This window comes from Microcoleus sp. B9-D4 (assembly GCF_036705105.1).
In the GTDB taxonomy this organism is placed as follows: Bacteria; Cyanobacteriota; Cyanobacteriia; order Cyanobacteriales; family Microcoleaceae; genus Microcoleus.
Genome location: NZ_JAUBTS010000030.1, coordinates 14,826 through 30,967, shown reverse-complemented (window position 1 = coordinate 30,967; position 16,142 = coordinate 14,826). Strand labels below are relative to the sequence as shown.

13 protein-coding genes are annotated in these 16,142 nt (G+C 41.9%); 6 read left to right on the top strand and 7 right to left on the bottom strand.

Annotated elements, in window-relative coordinates; genetic code table 11:
* Window positions 1-98: 98 nt before the first annotated feature.
* A complete protein-coding gene (locus QUB24_RS18565) occupies window positions 99-4,094 on the bottom strand; it encodes an nSTAND1 domain-containing NTPase (RefSeq protein ID WP_333154644.1) in 3,996 nt (1,331 codons plus the stop codon).
* 144 nt (window positions 4,095-4,238) lie between these two features.
* Here QUB24_RS18565 and QUB24_RS18560 point away from each other — a divergent pair, with 144 nt between their 5' ends.
* Both QUB24_RS18560 and QUB24_RS18555 read left to right on the top strand, forming a co-directional pair.
* Entirely contained in the window at window positions 4,239-4,703 is a 465-nt protein-coding gene (locus QUB24_RS18560; protein ID WP_333154643.1) for a hypothetical protein, read from the top strand.
* The gene (locus QUB24_RS18555; RefSeq protein WP_333154642.1) at window positions 4,700-6,130 is read left to right on the top strand and encodes a hypothetical protein; all 1,431 of its coding nucleotides are present in this window, start codon (window positions 4,700-4,702) and stop codon (window positions 6,128-6,130) included. Before QUB24_RS18560 ends, QUB24_RS18555 begins: the two co-directional genes overlap by 4 nt.
* Before the next feature lie 7 nt (window positions 6,131-6,137).
* Here QUB24_RS18555 and QUB24_RS18550 read toward each other — a convergent pair whose 3' ends face one another.
* The gene (locus QUB24_RS18550; protein WP_333154641.1) at window positions 6,138-6,758 is read right to left on the bottom strand and encodes a hypothetical protein; all 621 of its coding nucleotides are present in this window, start codon (window positions 6,756-6,758) and stop codon (window positions 6,138-6,140) included.
* 285 nt (window positions 6,759-7,043) lie between these two features.
* Between QUB24_RS18550 and QUB24_RS18545 the strand changes: the two genes are divergently transcribed.
* Window positions 7,044-7,370 (top strand): MgPME-cyclase complex family protein, encoded by a 327-nt coding sequence (locus QUB24_RS18545; RefSeq protein ID WP_333121453.1) that lies wholly within the window; start codon window positions 7,044-7,046, stop codon window positions 7,368-7,370.
* Window positions 7,367-8,104, top strand: a complete 738-nt coding sequence (locus QUB24_RS18540) for a hypothetical protein (RefSeq protein ID WP_333154640.1) — start codon at window positions 7,367-7,369, stop codon at window positions 8,102-8,104. The genes QUB24_RS18545 and QUB24_RS18540 overlap by 4 nt, the downstream gene beginning before the upstream one ends.
* Before the next feature lie 67 nt (window positions 8,105-8,171).
* On the opposite strand, the gene QUB24_RS18535 is transcribed toward QUB24_RS18540, so the two are convergent.
* The 3 genes from QUB24_RS18535 to QUB24_RS18525 all read right to left on the bottom strand — a co-directional run bounded on the left by QUB24_RS18535 (window position 8,172) and on the right by QUB24_RS18525 (window position 11,667).
* Window positions 8,172-10,268: a tetratricopeptide repeat protein gene (locus tag QUB24_RS18535; protein ID WP_333154639.1), complete on the bottom strand. Its 2,097-nt coding sequence runs from the start codon at window positions 10,266-10,268 to the stop codon at window positions 8,172-8,174.
* A 135-nt stretch (window positions 10,269-10,403) separates the two neighbouring features.
* Entirely contained in the window at window positions 10,404-10,571 is a 168-nt protein-coding gene (locus QUB24_RS18530; RefSeq protein ID WP_333154638.1) for a hypothetical protein, read from the bottom strand.
* Window positions 10,572-10,725: 154 nt separating this feature from the next.
* Window positions 10,726-11,667 (bottom strand): NAD-dependent epimerase/dehydratase family protein, encoded by a 942-nt coding sequence (locus tag QUB24_RS18525; protein WP_333154637.1) that lies wholly within the window; start codon window positions 11,665-11,667, stop codon window positions 10,726-10,728.
* A gap of 271 nt (window positions 11,668-11,938) precedes the next feature.
* On the opposite strand from QUB24_RS18525, the gene dnaG reads away from it, so the two are divergent.
* Window positions 11,939-13,957, top strand: coding sequence for a DNA primase (gene dnaG / locus QUB24_RS18520; protein WP_333154636.1), 2,019 nt, complete (start codon window positions 11,939-11,941; stop codon window positions 13,955-13,957).
* A gap of 358 nt (window positions 13,958-14,315) precedes the next feature.
* Here dnaG and QUB24_RS18515 read toward each other — a convergent pair whose 3' ends face one another.
* A complete protein-coding gene (locus QUB24_RS18515; protein ID WP_333042425.1) occupies window positions 14,316-14,831 on the bottom strand; it encodes a pentapeptide repeat-containing protein in 516 nt (171 codons plus the stop codon).
* Between the two features lie 14 nt (window positions 14,832-14,845).
* Here QUB24_RS18515 and QUB24_RS18510 point away from each other — a divergent pair, with 14 nt between their 5' ends.
* The gene (locus tag QUB24_RS18510; protein ID WP_333154635.1) at window positions 14,846-15,454 is read left to right on the top strand and encodes a YraN family protein; all 609 of its coding nucleotides are present in this window, start codon (window positions 14,846-14,848) and stop codon (window positions 15,452-15,454) included.
* Between the two features lie 198 nt (window positions 15,455-15,652).
* Here the strand turns inward: QUB24_RS18510 and QUB24_RS18505 are convergent, their stop codons facing one another.
* A complete protein-coding gene (locus QUB24_RS18505) occupies window positions 15,653-16,042 on the bottom strand; it encodes a hypothetical protein (protein WP_006632408.1) in 390 nt (129 codons plus the stop codon).
* Window positions 16,043-16,142 lie beyond the last annotated feature (100 nt).

The window sequence follows — 16,142 nt, the reverse complement described above, 5'->3', positions numbered from 1 at the left end:
ACAGTACCGTAGGTTGACACTATCGCAATTGATGGGATGGGGATTGGGAAAGGGCGATCGTATTCTCAAATTTACCATCAATACGATCGCTCCTATTTCTAAGGCAAATTTGAACAAGTCTTGCGATACCCCTCTCCCGGTAAATACTGCTTCCATTCTTCTTTCGTAAAATTACGAGTTAAGCGTTGGCATACTTCATCTGTGAGCTTGTTTTGAGGTAAGCTAACTAATTTTATTATGTTATTTTCTGTTCCAGTTGCATCAGCAACAGCCAGAAGTTTGCGATCTTTACTAAAAGTCATACTATTTATATTGTCATCCTTCTTCTCAGAGACTATCTCTTTAAATCTTTCTTCACTGAGAATATAGTCTATAATAAACATTGCCTTACGGTCATGCTGCTTAATCTGCTTCATAAAGTCTTGTCTAGAAAAAGTAGCGGGTTTAGATAGTATTATTTCTCTATTGTTACTATTTTCTTTCAGTATAATTTTGCGATTGTCAATACACCGAGCAGAATATTTTTCAGCCTTCCAAATAGAGCGAGATTTGCAGGATTCTTCAAAAGATAAGTAATCGTCCCAAAAGGATGATATCTCATTCCCACTTTGAGTTTCATGGAGTTGTGTTCTATAACCACTAATACCTCCCACATTTAAAGATATAAATAAATATTTGAAGTCATTACTAAATAAAACTGCATATACCACTGTTGTAGCAGGCGATGAATTACTTGCTAAACCAAAAGTTTTGATTTTTTTATGGCTATTTACATCCCATATATCGGCAGATACACCTCCATTAGTCTCACCAATTGCCACTAAATATTTTCCATCATCACTAAAATTGAGGGATAGAATATCATCTTGAGTTCTCAAAGATAATATCCATCTATTCGCAGGTTCCCATTGTTTTACTGTTCCATTCCTATACTCAATATTTAGAAATTTTTCATCAGACGAATAAGTTACTTTTTGTATTTCATCTTTGTCAGTAAACCGGGCTACTTCCGACTCGGTTTCAATATCCCAAACTTGTGAAACAAATACTGATGACTCACTATAAGCTGATTTATCAAGCTGGGAAGTGCCAAACAAATACTTTCCTTCTGGACTAAAGACTATTTTCCCCCCATTACTATTTTGCCAATTAATAGTTTTTATTTTTTTAGTTCGTGGTTCTAACAGTCTAATTTCACTAGAATCAGTAACGGCCAAGTATTTATCGCCTGGACTAAAAGCAATTTCATTTAATTGAGTAGTAGACTTTATTTCCCATATTTTTTTTCGGCTATTTGCATCCCAAAGTTCAATTTTGTTGTCATGATTAACTGTAGCTATGTACTTGCTATTATAGCTAAATGCAATCTTCTTAAAAATATACTCCCCACCTAGCTTAACATTTTCTGTCTCAGCTTTAGTATGATTAGTCATATCTGATAAAACTTCAGAATGTCCACCATATTTACCATATCTTGTAGCGAGATAGTGATCGTTGTGGCTGAATTCATAACTTACATGGTTAACATAACCAAAAGGTTGAGAAGGATAAATCTCCTCATATTTTTTTTGACTATTGTTCCATGCTTTTAACATAAAATGATAGTTTTCAAGTGTAGTAACTTGATACTTCTTAGTTTTACTAAATCCGATATCATCATTCTTGGGAGATGTATTAGTTATATTTTGTATATTTTGTGGCAATAAAGTTAATCCATGCCACAAATTTTGAGTTGTTTCTAGAGATTCATGAATTCTGACAGCTTCCATAGCCAACAGCATACTTGTTTGAAACTCAGCAGGCTGTTTTCTTAGGTCTTCTGCTTGTTTCACTAGATTCTGACTGAGAGAGACTCGGCTTTTAAAATACAATGTTGTTCCTAATAGACCGAATATAGAAAACAATAAAATACGCATACTACGTGAATATTTTTCGCACTGTAGACTTAAATTTAGGAAATCTTCAGCCACCTTTGAAAGCTGTATATCTTCTTTTTTGATAAAATCTGCTGCTTCTTTTAATTTCTTACCTGACAGCAAATAACTTCTATTTTTACCTACTAATAGTGAAAAATAATGAATAAAAGGATCGATAAATTTATGTGGCTTAGAATGACTGAGTTGATGAGGATTATTTTTATCTTGCTCTCGCCACGTTTGAGCAGCATCTTCAATATTTTGTCGGATCAGCAATGCTTCTCTATTTTCGTGAAGCCAACTGTATAACCGTGGCCAATAGCGAATTAATGCTTCATGGGCAATGTCTACCACAGGAATTTTTTTATTTTCTGTTTCTAGATGGCTCGTTACGATTAGCTTAGCATCTGCTAAACGTTTGATAACCTGTTCTAACAATTCTTTAGCTTCTGGTGATTTATCAGTCAGTAAATCTTCTTTACGAACCTGCCTACGTGTATCATCACCTTCAACATTTAAGCGTGTCAGCGCCACAAAAATCCACTTGGCAACCTGCTGCGTAGCCAGCCCCTGCTGATTTGGTAACCGATTTTTGTCTTCATCTTGTAATAAGGAGTCATATATTTCATCTGCGTGTTGTTCCAGTGCTCCTGCTACTCCTCCTAATTTGGTTAAATCCGAGTTAATTAACCGCTTTTTCTGAGACTGTTGCCAAAGTTTATCTAAGGTGAACTGCAACAAGGGCAAATAACCCGGTGAATTCTCTACCTGTTTAATTAAACTTGTTACCAATTCAGTTTCAACTTCTATTTCAACTTTTTTGGCTGGTTCTATAATAGCTTCCCGTAATTCTACATCGGTCATCTGCTCAACTCTAAACAGATTCTGCTTCTGCGAAATTTTCCTGCCTATTTTTTCATATTCTGGTTGGTGAAATCTGCCTTCAAAATCTGAACGCATCACCAGCACCAGGCATAGTTTATGCCCTAAACCCTCTACAGCTTTCAATAAGCAGTTAAAAAACTTCTGTCTTTCAGCATCATCTTTGCATTCGGTAAAAATTTCTTCAAACTGGTCTATTACCAACACCACACGACGATCAGCAGATGCCATTTGGTTGACTAAAGCCTCTAGTTGGTCTGCTTCTACTCCAATGACATTTTTGAGGCTTTCCAGTGGATGCTTACCGGGTCGAAATGATGGGTATAGTTTCCAACTGTGACTCCCTACGATTTCCTTACCTAAGTACAACTGATAAAGTAACCCAGCTCTTACTAGGGAAGATTTTCCGCTTCCAGACACTCCCAATACCGCAATAAAATTCCTGTCACGCAACTTTTGTAATAGCTGTTTTGTTAAGTTTGTACGTCCGTAGAAATATTTGTGATCGTCACACGCTTTTAGCTGTTCTGGATTGAAGTCAAAATATTTCAACCCTCTGTAAGGACGAATATTTGCCAGAACACCGTTTTTACCAGTTAAATGAATGATACCAGTTGGATTACTACACCTGTGATGCTGCTGTGGTTTTTCCGCATTCAATTTCTTATCAATAAAGTCTGTTAGCGTGTAATTTGTCACCCAGCCGTCGCTGTTATTCTCAGGGTTAAGACCTGCCAACAATGCTGGTGTCAGCACCCCTCCAATCGCTGTCTCGAACTCCCGCGAGGCGACAATTAAACAACGGTCACGCCCTCTTGTTTCTTTCCCTAAATTAGTCTCTGTAAAATTGAATAACTCCCCACTATGACAGCAATCTAACCAAACAATCTGCTGTTGTACCGGACTATTTTTTAATATCTGATGTAAGTCTTTTAGGGAAAACAGACCGCTCTCCCTGCAATTATCATCATGACAACTGGTGACTAGAAAGCCTTCGGTTTGTCCATTTTTCTGCCTTCTCGAGCCATGACCTGCAAAAAACAACAGTGCTGTTTCTGGAATTATGACACTTTCGGGTTGAAAAAGCCGGGTAATTGCCGTCTTCAGTTCTGGGAGGGTAACAAATAAATCTTGTGAAACTTCCCTCTCATCATAAATTGGCAACCGATGTACCTCAAAGCTGCCGTATTCCTCTAAAAGTTGGGCAATCTTCTCCGCATCCTGTGCTGCTGTAGGGAGATAGCCTTCAAATGGATATTCATTGATGCCAATTACCAAGGCTTGTCGCTTCGTCATGTTCACCCACTCATGCAGTAGTGTCTTTTCTGACTATACACAAGCAAATTAGTTTCTTCCGGATTTAATGTTTTTCTTTGTGTAGACTACATTACAGCGATTTTGACTTGCTGTATATACTGGTAATATCCACAAAATATTTTTATGACTGCATCCATTGACACCACTTTACTAGCGTTGTTGATAGCTCTGAGCAACTTAGATCAACCCCTGAGTCCAACTGAACAAGCTGCCCTAAATAAGGTAGGTAAACAGTTAGATGCTAATCCTAAAGCTTGGGATACCATCGAAAAAGGATTGAGGAAGGTGGTTGAGGCGAATGATTCTTTAAATCAGCAATATCAAGTGGCAATAGCTTTAGTAGAAGCCGTAGATGGTAAAATACCCTCTGGACTACTACCCACTGAAGCTGAACTAGAACAGATATTAACAGTTGGGAATAAACTGGAAAAACGTGCTGGTAAACCCAAGCCAGTTCAAGACTCTCAAAGTAACGAAATTCTCAACATGAGTACCGAAGTTCTGAAAACTTTGAACCCCGTAGAAGCCAGCAAAAAATTGCCTTTGGAAAAACTCAAAGATTTCTTTAAAACAACTTTCAATAAATGATAAACCTCGTCTACCCTAACTTATTTCTGTTTCTTTATGACCTGCGGGAAGGATTGGGTGAAGATGCCCAATCCTTAACAGCCAATCAGAAAAATTTTGCGGCTAAATTACCGACAAATATTCGTTCATCCCTGTTTAACGGAGATTCTGTTTTTGAATCGGAATACCTGGAACTGCTGACAAATAGGTGTGAGGGTTTTACTGACGGCGACAAACCATTTGAAGGCTATTATTTACCCGTCCGCTTGAACGATACCTATGGATTACTTTTGGGTTGTTCTTTTAAGGAAGATAGGACTCCTCACCCAGTCAGTTGTCTTGCCCAATTTCAAGCTAAAATCAAGGAAAAGCTAAATAATCAGGAGCCAAATATCGGGCAAACCTGGCTGATTGTAACTGAGATGGACAACCCAAACATTAGTCCAGAAGAAGTTGCTAAAAAATGCTGTCAATCCTTAAATATTGGCTTGAAATGGGAACGAGATTTCCCAGGTAAAGGGTCTTTTCTGGGAGGGAGTATATTTGAGCTTTCACGGTACCAACTGCTGATGCAGGAGTCAACACAGGATTCTACACCACGCACTATTCAACAACTACAAGAGAATATCCATCTCATCATTGCCGTAATGCCGAGCAGTGATGCTGCCAAAACAGTTTGGGAAGATTTTAACACTAAACTGCTGCCCTTATTTTGCTATCGCCATAAAGTTTTCTGGGCTTATGCTCAAAGTCGCTATCTGAAAAAACAACTAAAAAAAGATTTCAGAAATATTAACCAACTCGTAGGAAACATCTACAGTCAAAATCTCAAAAAACTCCGCAAAACCGTTGTTGATGCCCAAAATCTATTACCTAAGTATACCACAAAATTACATTATCTAGATGCTCAAATTCGCACTATTGAAATTAACGCCATCAACTATAGTAGACGGATCGGTACTATTGGCGATCGCCTAAATCAAATCCCAACCCAAAACGTACACAACCCGATCGCTCAAATCCTCCCTGGCGATCTAAAATTCCTGGAAAAATTCAGCGAAGATGTAGAGGAAAAATACCAGTTACAAGCGCAAAAAGACTATGCTTCTTTCAGTCTAGGCTCACAATTACTGCAAGACTTAATCAACTCAAGTCGGGCAATTACAGAGATAGAACAAGCTGAGCGCGATCGCACTTTCCAAAACACTGTTGGGATTATTGGTGCTGGACTAGCAGTGGGCTCCATCGTCGCCTCAATCGAAATACCGACTGAGCCAAATGACAACTTCTTAAATCCCCCGCTCGATTTGGCGCTTTCTACTCTACATATTCCATGCGCTTGGTTGCCTTTTGCCATTAAGATTACCTTTAGCTTGAGTGCCGCACTCGCCGCTGGGTTATTTACTGCTATACTAATTTGGTTAGGACAGCTTTGGCGGAAAAAGTAACAACAAATCAAACAGCTACCAATTGATTTAGCTGCGATTCACACTGTTGAAAGATGTAATTAACAGCACCAAAAAGTTGATCTAGTTCCTGAATGCTGTAAAAATTGATATTTCTGGTAAAAACATTTCCTTCTAGCTTGCCAAATTGCCAGGTTTTGCCATTAGACACAATACCCAAAATAATAACTTGAAGTTCATCGTTAAGTCGCTGGGCTGCAATCATTTCTGCTATACACTGCGCCCAGCCTTCTTCAAATTTATCTTGCTTAGCTTCAACTAAAAGCAAATACGGTTTGTCAAACACAACTTTGCCGAGAGGAGAACGTTTTGCCAAAATATACTCAGGAAAACCTGACAACTTAGTGTCATAGTTGAGAGCTTCATGGCTCCACAAAACAAATTTACTGCGATAGCACTTCCAAACTTCTTTTAGCACGGGATAAATCAAATTTTCGCAAACTGCAAATTCTGAGTTATCGACTACTCCTTCCATCATCATGATTTGCAAGTCTTCGCGAAAGTAGTCAGGGACACTGAAAGCAATTTCAATCACAAAATTAGCTTCAGTATAAATTGTCTGAAATTCTTTGATAACTGCCCCGATCGTTTTATAATTGCTAAAAGCCATATTTACCTCACTGTGTTTGAGTTAAGTAAGTGGGTACTAACAAATATAACATGGGGAGAGCGCTGGTTTTGCAGCAGTAACTGGCTATTTGGGTAAATTTTGCAACATTTATCCTTTACGTAGCTCTACACCTACCCAAAATGACAGCAAATAAGGTAAAGTAAACGGCACAAGAGTCTAGAACTCTCCAACGACCGCAACTCGGCAAACCCGCCCCTGACCAGCAAAACTGGTCGGTACAGGCGGCATTAACCGCTAATCGTCAACCCCTAACAACCGAGAAAAATGCAAACCTACTACTACGTTTTAGCCAGCCAACGCTTTTTGTTAGAAGAAGAAGCCCTAGATGAAGTGTTTAAAGAAAGAACTCGAAACTACAACGAACAAGAAAAACAAATAGACTTCTGGTTGGTCAAACAGCCCGCTTTCCTAGAAGCACCGACAATGGCAGAAGTTAAAGCAAAATGCCCTCAGCCATCAGCCGCTATTATTTCTACCGATCCAGTCTTCATCACCTGGTTGAAACTGCGATTAGAATATGTACTGACAGGTGAATTTCAAGCACCATCACCAACTATTCCAGATGCCCTTGCATCCCTACAGACAGCATGAATAAAATAGCCAAATATCAGACCCAACAACTAACAACAATTAGGGGTAAACTGTACAAAATTATTTTGTCTCTACCCCTATTTTCTGCTACTTCGATCGCCCTTTTGGTCTTGACAGTTTTATCGACTTCTGTTAAAGCTCAGTCGAGCTGCCAACCGCCCCAGTCCGATGAATATCTACTGTTAATTGTCACCCCAACACCCGAACAGCAAGAAAGAGCAAAACGCTCTTTCCCTGGAAATACTAACAACACAGTTTGTCGGTACATCAATGACACGGTGACGCGAGTTGGTGGCTTTCGCGACTCGCAAATCGCCAGCGATTGGGTTAAATACATCGAAGATGTTGTCGGATTGCAAGCTTACGTAGTACGATCGCCCGCAGCGGCACTACCCCAAAATTTGCCAGTCTACAACCCTCAGCCAGCACCAGGTTCTGAACCAATCACCAATTCTCCCAGTGGCAATCTTGCCTTCAATCCCCAACCCCTAGGCCCTGGTTATGCAGTGTTAGTAGATTACTTCAACCAACCGGAATTAGCCGCCCAAGTCAGGCAAGCATTCGGCACGCAAGTAGGCTTAGCTTCCTATGGCCAGCGTCCCTTTTTATTCGTCGCTTATACAACGGATCAAAACGCCGCTACTGATGCCGTAAAAGCATTGAGCGATCGAGGTTTTTGGCCGATGTTAGTAGACAGCCGCCGAGTTACCGTAATTGCTCCCGCTGTTCGGTAAAAGATAAAACTTGGCAATTCAAATTGCTTCTTGTCAAACAAAGTCCGCTTAAGGGAACTAATAACAATTATTGTTGTTGTTGGGATTCTAGCGGGCTGCTTCCTAGCTGACTTTCTGCCCGCTTTTTTGCTTCCATTGCCGCTCCGTAATCTGGTTTGTAGCGAATAGCTTTGTCATAGGAGGCGATCGCATCTTCGTATCTTTTTACCGCCACCAGTGCATTGCCGCGGCTGTACCAGGCTTCCGAGTAGTCAGGCTTGACATAGACGGCTTCATTGTAAGAGACTAGCGCATCTTCGTACCGCTTTAAATTGGACTGAGCATTTCCTCTATTGTACCACGCTTGATATTCTTTCGGGTTTAAATCTAAGGCTCTGCTGTAACACTCAATTGCTTGTTCGTACCTGCGTAATTCGTGATATGACCAACCTAAATTGTACCATGCTTGATAATAATCAGGTTTTAATTTGACAGCTTTTTCGTAAGCTTCTACCGCTTGTTCATGCCTCCGCATTTTCAGCAAAGCGATGCCTTTACTGTACCACCCTTGATAAAAATTGGGCTGAAACCGCACGGCTTTTTCGTAGGCTTCAAAAGCTTCTTGGTTTTTGTTTAATTCTAGGAAAACATTGCCTAAATTGTACCAAGCTTCATAATTATCGAATTTGATTTCAACTGCTTTTTGATAGGATTCTACGGCTCGATCGTACTGTTTTAATTTTTGGTAAGCTTGTCCCCGATTGTACCAGGCACGGTACAAGTTAGGCTGAAATTTTACGGCTTTTTCGTAGGAGACGATCGCCTCTTCGTACCGCTGCGAATCTAAGAGAACATCGCCTCTGCCTTCCCACGCTGCGGCATAGTCGGGCTGAATTTTCAAAGCGTTATCAAAAGATGCGATCGCCTCTTGAGACTGTTGCAACTTCTCCAAAGCATAACCGCGTCCCGTCCAAGCTTCCAAGTATTCCGGCTTTAATTCTATGGCTTTATCATAAGCTGACTGCGATTCTCGATATTTTTTCAATTCATATAAAGTTTTGGCTTTTTCCTGCCAAACTTCCGCGTAGTCCGGCCTGAGATTTATAGCTCGCTCGTAAGCTGCCAGAGCTTCTTCAAATCGGCTTAAATTGTAAAGAGTATTACCTCGGTTGTACAGGTCAGTTGCATTGGCCGCATTAAAAGTATTTACACCATAAATAGATGCTATAATACTGATGCCAATTAAACTGGCGATTGACAATATTTTTAAATACAGTTTTTTTCGGGATTTGGGCGGCCCCTTCGCAGCAGCAACCGGAGGCAATACAGGAACTGTACCGCTGAAAGAATTTTTCAACTCTTTAATAGCTTGCAGCGTTTCACCGGCACTAGAATAACGTTGGCGAAAATCGTACTTTACCATCTTATCTAAAATCTTCGCAAGTTCAGGACTGACGGATGTTTTGTCCTGCCAAATAATTTCCTCTGTGTCGGGGTTTTTTGGCATTTGGTGAGGATTTATGCCAGTGAGGAACTGAATTGCGATCGCACCTGCGGCATAGATATCGCTGCTGAGTTTCGGGTTGCCGTGAGCTTGTTCGCTGGGCATATAACCGGGAGTACCGATGCTGACACTCAAGCTATTCTTGGGCTGAGGATTGGTGATTTGAGTAGTAATTTCTTTGACTGCGCCGAAGTCAATTAAAACTAATTTTCCGTCTCTATCTCTGCGGAGGATATTGCGGGGATTGACATCGCGGTGAATCACATTTTGCTGGTGTACAAAATCTAAAATTTCGAGAAGTTCTTGCAATATACAAATGACTGCATCTTCCTGCATGACTCCCGCAGTTCCCGGAGAAGCTTGCGTAATTTCTTGACTTAAATCGTGGCCTTCTATAAATTCTTGAACGAGATAAAACTCTTGATTTTCTTCAAAGTAAGCAAAAAGTCTGGGAATGCGATCGTGATTTCCCAACTTGTACAAAACTTGTGCTTCGGTATCGAATAAACGTCTAGCTACCTGTAGAGTTTCGGGATCAGTTGCTTGAGGTTTAAGTTGCTTGACGACGCAGAGGTGATTGCCTGGTAGCTGCTTATCTTCAGCTAAATAAGTTTGAGCAAATCCGCCGCCTCCCAAGTGACGGATAATACTGTAGCGATTGCCGAGTGTTATTCCAAGCATGAAATTCACCTAATATTTCCTAGTCGTTTGGATAATTAGCTTCCAACCAAGCTGTCACATCTTCCGCATTTGAAAATTCTAACATGGCCTCTCTAATTTTTTTAATTGGTCGAACCGCAACAGGGAAGTTTGAATTTAAATAAAATCAATTTTAGGGTGAAATCCCTTGTGCAGTTCTTCAATCATTAATTTAGTTCCATCAGTTATTGCTGTATTGTACAAAGCTAGCTGGGCTAATGCCTGCCGATTTAGAACTTGAATTTCAATAATTACAGACCTGCCATTGTGGAATTTTGCTATCACCTCTAACTAGCTATCTTTGGTTTTGATGTAAGGCGCGGTGCGAACTTTACTATGACAGTCTGTTTGCTTTCTTTCTTGTTCCCTCCCCTTACTAAGGGGAGGGTTAGGGTGGGGTTCTAGATTTTTTCGGGCATGGGGACGCTCCCACTCTAACTTAACTTTGAACCGATTTCAAAATCTCGTCATCGACTGAAAAATCTATCTCAGCTTTATCCCGCCCCGAAACTACATAATCATTCTGAAAAGAATCTTTCAATCCAGAAACTAAGTCAAATTCCGGCTGCCAGTTAAGATCGGTGACAGCTTTATTAACTGAAGCAAAAAAGTGCTGCAATCGCATCGGAAAAGCTTTCTTTTTGCCGAAGTCAAATTGCTTCGGATCGTAGTGTACAATCTTAATAGCATCAGGGGATTTGCCTGCCGCTTGAATGCAGGCGCGGGCTAAACCGTCAAAGGTGACAAATCGATCGCCCGAAACGTTGTAAATTTGCCCGATCGCCCTAGAGTTGCCCAAAACCGCCGCCATTGCTTTAGCCAAATCCTGACAGTGCCCCAACTGCGTGAAGTGCATTCCGTTACCGGGAATCGGAATCGGTCGATCGCGCGCAATGCGATCGAAAAACCAAGCCTCTAAATCGTTATAATTTTGGGGGCCGTAAATGTAAGTCGGGCGAATCGAAGTCCAAGGCAAACCGGACTCGGCCAAGTAATTTTCGGTTTCGCATTTACCCAAATGTCGGCTTTTAGGATCGGTAGCGTCCCCTTCAATATGAGGCATTTGATCCGATTTCAAATAAACCCCCGCAGAGCTCATGTAAACAAAGTGCTGCACCCGCCCTTTAAATATTTCAGCTAAAGGCTTTGTATCGCTGAGTTCGCGGCCGTTGTTGTCAAAAACCGCGTCAAACTCGACCGTCGATAACTTATCGTGCAATTGTTCAACATTTGTGCGATCGCCCTGAATCTGTTTTACGCCCGCAACCGGTACAGGCTTGTTGCCTCGGTTAAACAACACCACTTCATGCCCTTGTGCTGCTAAAATCTTAGTAAGATAAACCCCAATAAACCGAGTACCGCCCATCATTAAAATTCGCATTATTTTCGATGCTCCTTACAGTTAGTGTAAATATCTTACAATAAATTTATGCCCTAGGGCGTGTTTTCTATCCCCGAATATCCCCCTAAATCCCCCTTAAAAAGGGGAGTAGGGGTTGACTTTGACACTGATTATTTCACCTTTTTAAGGGGGCTGGGATTTTGAATCTCATGAGAAATCACTCAGACTAGATAATTCATCCGTGTATCCGTGTCCTCATCCGTGTAGTGCTTTCCTTCTCCAATAATTTCAATTTGCCTAAAATAGCCCTATGCAAGTTCCCCGGCTGCATCCAGAAACAATCGAAGAAGTCAAACAAAGAGCCGACATAGTAGACGTTATTTCCGGTCGCGTCGTCTTGCGGAAACGCGGGAAAGAATTCGTAGGTTTGTGTCCCTTTCACGACGAAAAATCTCCCAGCTTTACTGTCAGTCCCGGCAAACAAATGTATTATTGTTTCGGCTGCGGTGCAGGCGGCAATGCTTTTAAGTTTCTCATGGAATTGGAGAAACGCCCTTTCAGCGAAGTAGTATTAGAATTAGCTAAAAATTATCAAGTCCCCGTCAAAACAGTCGAACCCGAACACCGACAAGAATTGCAGCGGCAAATTTCCCTGCGGGAACAACTCTATGAAATCTCAGCACTAACAGCCAACTTTTACGAACACGCTTTGCGACAAACTCAAGGAGAAGAACCCTTAGCATATCTCAAATCAGAGCGCCAGCTAAGCGAAGAAACTATCCAACAATTTCAATTAGGTTATGCACCCCAAGGTTGGGAAGCACTTTACAGTTATTTAGTAGAACAGAAAAACTATCCCGCGCAATTAGTAGAACAAGCTGGATTAATTGTACCCCGAAAAAATGGCGGCAGCGGTTATTACGATCGCTTCCGCAATCGGATTATGATTCCCATACGCGACACCCAAGGCAGAGTCATCGGTTTCGGCGGCAGAGCTCTCGGCGACGAACAGCCGAAATACCTCAATTCTCCCGAAACAGAACTCTTCGATAAAGGCAAAACTTTATTCGCCTTAGATACGGCGAAAACAGCCATTAGCAAAGCCGATCGCGCAGTGGTTGTAGAGGGGTACTTTGATGCGATCGCACTTCAGGCAGCCGGCATCTCCAACGCCGTCGCTTCCCTCGGCACAGCCTTAAGTTTAAACCAAGTGCGCCAGTTATTGCGGTACACTGACTCCAAACAAATTATCCTCAACTTCGACGCCGACAAAGCAGGAACTCAAGCAGCAGAACGCGCGATTGGGGAAATAGAAAAACTCGCTTATCAAGGAGAAGTCCAACTGCGGGTGCTCAACATTCCCGACGGCAAAGATGCCGACGAATATCTCAAAACCTACTCCCCAGAACAATATCGAGAATTGCTCGAAAATGCTCCGTTGTGGCTGGACTGGCAATTGCAACAAATGCTCGTCAATCAAGATTTGAAGCAAGCCGATACTTCCCAGCAAGTCACTAAAAAAATTATTAATTTATTAACCAATATCACTGACGACAATCAGCTAGCACATTACCTGCAAAAGTGCGCCGAAATACTCAGCAAAGGAGATTTTAGACTAACAAAAATGATTGCTGAAAACTTGCTAAATCAAGTAGTCAGCGATTGGGCAAAGCGGCAGAGTCAAGACGAATATTTAACAATGCCCCTGTTAATTAGAAACAAGCTGAAGCCGAACAAACAATATAAAAAGCAGCGCGCAAGCGGCGAAAACAAAAGCTCAAAATCCAGCTTATCTGCCGTAGCCCGCAGTCTTTTAGAAGAAGCAGAAGCGCAATTATTGCAGATTTATTTGCACTGTCCCGAATACCGCCAAGATGTCAGAGAGGCAATAGAAGCTAGAGACGTTCAGTTTAGCCTTTCTCACCACAGATTTTTGTGGCACCAGATTGTGAATGCAGAAATATTGCACAAAATGTCTTTACAAGTAGCGCCTTCAGAGTTAATATTAAAATTGCAAGATATCTTCATTGAATATCCCAATCAACTCAATCAAATCTCGCATTTATTTCACTTAAATGAGTTCTCAGAAAGAAACGTTTATCGCGCACCTCTAGTAATTAGATCAGCCCTCGCCTGTATCGAGCAAATTATCAGCATGAAGCGCCGCCGGATTGCACTCAATATGTGGGAAAAAGCCAAGGCTGCTAGCAGTGGCGAAGAGGCGATAGAATATCACCAACTATTCTGTGCCGAACAAGAATGGCTCAAGGAATTAGAGCGGCTGCGTCAAGTTAATTTTTACGATTTAACATCTGTACCTTGGAGTTAATATCATTTTAGATTTTAGATTTTAGATTTTAGATTGGAGATTGGAGATGACTCGTTCGATATAGGTTGGAAGCCAGGGCTGCTTAGGGGCAACCACGGGGGGATTGCCCCTACGGAAAAGCAGGGTTTTGTAGGGGCGGTGCGACCCCTACTCCCCGTGCCCGCCCAGCCCATAGACGAGCGGGTAGGGGTTTCAGATATCGGGGCAACCACGGGGGGATTGCCCCTACAAGAGAATGAAACAGCCCTGGGTTTGAAGCTTGCGTGCGGTTACATTTTTTTAAACTGATATAAGGAATAAAGTCCCTACTAAGAACCCGTTTGTACTAAGGACTTTATTACTTTATTCAACGAGCATTTTAATAATCGCAAAAAAGAGTTTCGCGAGTATCTCTACCCGTCACGGGATTAGTACCTTTTGCCACTTTACAAAGTTTTTCTATCATATCGTCTCGCAGCAGTGTCTCTGTAAAATCAGCACCGTCAATAATAGCTCCTTCCAGCCTGGTATTGTAAGCGAAAGCACCCTCAAGGATAGCATTAGTTAAATTTGCTTTCATCATGCGAGCTAAATCTAAAGTAGCACCCGTGAAATTAGCGCCTTCTAAATTTGCTTCTTCCATATTGGCCGCAAAAAAGCTGACACCTCGCAAATCTGCATTAGTAAAATTGCTGTTGCGAAGATTGGCTTTATTAAAGCTGTCGTCAGTCAGAACTTGGCCAGTAAAATCAGCGCCGACTAGGATTTCTTTGTCGTGATCCAAAGCGAAAGCAGGTGCGGGATTAATGCCGATCGCCCCAGCGGCAATTACTGCTAAAATAACAAAACTCAGCAAGAAAGTATAAATATGTTGGCGAATTCGAGAAATCATCATACAAGTTCAAGCTAATGGGCAGTCGTGACAGTTCAGAATTGAATTCTACCAGAAAGCGCGTCAAGCGTAGCTATCCCGTAGGGAATCGCCCGTTAGCGACGGCTGACTCCAATTCCCCCCAATCCCCAAACTCTAGGGATATCGGCACATTGGGAGAAAACTTAGTCGCCGACTGGTTGCAGCAGCAAGGTTGGGAAATCCTGCACCGCCAGTGGCACTGTCGCTGGGGAGAGATTGACATCATCGCACTCGGAAGAGATGAAGAAAGCGAAATCAACAGAGGTAACGAAAATTCCCCATTCCCCATTCCCCATTCCCAAACATTAGCATTTGTAGAGGTAAAAACTCGCCGCCGGGGAAATTGGGATGCTGGTGGAATGCTGGCTGTTACTACCACAAAACAAGCCAAACTTTGGCAAACAGCCGAAATATTTTTAAGCACTCATCCAGATTTAGCCAATAATTATTGTCGCTTTGATGTCGCTTTAGTCAGGTGCGAACCTTCACAACAAAACACTAAGCAAATATTACCACCATTAACAGCAGCCAGTTCTCAATATTCCCTTGAAGGAAACTACCGACTCACCCTGCAAGAATACATTCGATCGGCTTTTAGCATTTAAAAATATATAATTAAAATTCAGAGGGTAAAATCTCAAAGCAATGCCCCTAGGTCATTTTTAATTGTTAACTTGCCTAGGCTGTGGCGCATTTCTGTCTTGAGCTTTAACGGAGCTGAAAAAAGCGTTAAATCTTCTCCCGCTTTCCCCTTCTCTCCCTCTCCTGTTCTGTCATCACAGTTAATTTATATGCGTAGCAATCTAGGCGAGAGTTTCAGGGCAATACCCCAGGCCCTTGACAAACTGCTGGCGAAACGCTTCAATTTCTTTGCGGTCAGGGCTGCCGTGACAAACCACTGCCACCTGGTAGCGGCGCATCACGCTCAGCGGCGACTGTCCGGTTTCCAAACTCCACAGCGCCATTTGCAAGCGAATTTCAGGATCGTAAGGAATCCCGAGTTCGTTCATAAAAGCCCGAAAATCCCCGTGCATTTCGGGAGTTAAATATTGGCTCATTTTCACCTTTACCACCCAGCCGTCAATTTGGTGAATAACAGTGATAAATTGCAAGGGAAGATGATGAGCCGTGCGTAGGTAATCCACGACTCTCAGAGTAAGGCTAGTATTGGCGATGTAGTAGAGGTATTCCATAACGATCCTTATGAGCAAAGCTGATGCTATACCTCTATCCTCGCGGGCTATACCCGCCACCACAAGGGGAAAAGCACCCGACTTTGGATGGGGGTTTTTA

Coding starts and splice junctions, on each gene's coding strand:
- QUB24_RS18565 (WP_333154644.1), bottom strand. CDS start 4,094: ATGACGAAGCGACAAGCCTTGGTAATTGGCATCAATGAATATCCATTT.
- QUB24_RS18560 (WP_333154643.1), top strand. CDS start 4,239: ATGACTGCATCCATTGACACCACTTTACTAGCGTTGTTGATAGCTCTG.
- QUB24_RS18555 (WP_333154642.1), top strand. CDS start 4,700: ATGATAAACCTCGTCTACCCTAACTTATTTCTGTTTCTTTATGACCTG.
- QUB24_RS18550 (WP_333154641.1), bottom strand. CDS start 6,758: ATGGCTTTTAGCAATTATAAAACGATCGGGGCAGTTATCAAAGAATTT.
- QUB24_RS18545 (WP_333121453.1), top strand. CDS start 7,044: ATGCAAACCTACTACTACGTTTTAGCCAGCCAACGCTTTTTGTTAGAA.
- QUB24_RS18540 (WP_333154640.1), top strand. CDS start 7,367: ATGAATAAAATAGCCAAATATCAGACCCAACAACTAACAACAATTAGG.
- QUB24_RS18535 (WP_333154639.1), bottom strand. CDS start 10,268: ATGCTTGGAATAACACTCGGCAATCGCTACAGTATTATCCGTCACTTG.
- QUB24_RS18525 (WP_333154637.1), bottom strand. CDS start 11,667: ATGCGAATTTTAATGATGGGCGGTACTCGGTTTATTGGGGTTTATCTT.
- dnaG (WP_333154636.1), top strand. CDS start 11,939: ATGCAAGTTCCCCGGCTGCATCCAGAAACAATCGAAGAAGTCAAACAA.
- QUB24_RS18515 (WP_333042425.1), bottom strand. CDS start 14,831: ATGATGATTTCTCGAATTCGCCAACATATTTATACTTTCTTGCTGAGT.
- QUB24_RS18510 (WP_333154635.1), top strand. CDS start 14,846: ATGGGCAGTCGTGACAGTTCAGAATTGAATTCTACCAGAAAGCGCGTC.
- QUB24_RS18505 (WP_006632408.1), bottom strand. CDS start 16,042: ATGGAATACCTCTACTACATCGCCAATACTAGCCTTACTCTGAGAGTC.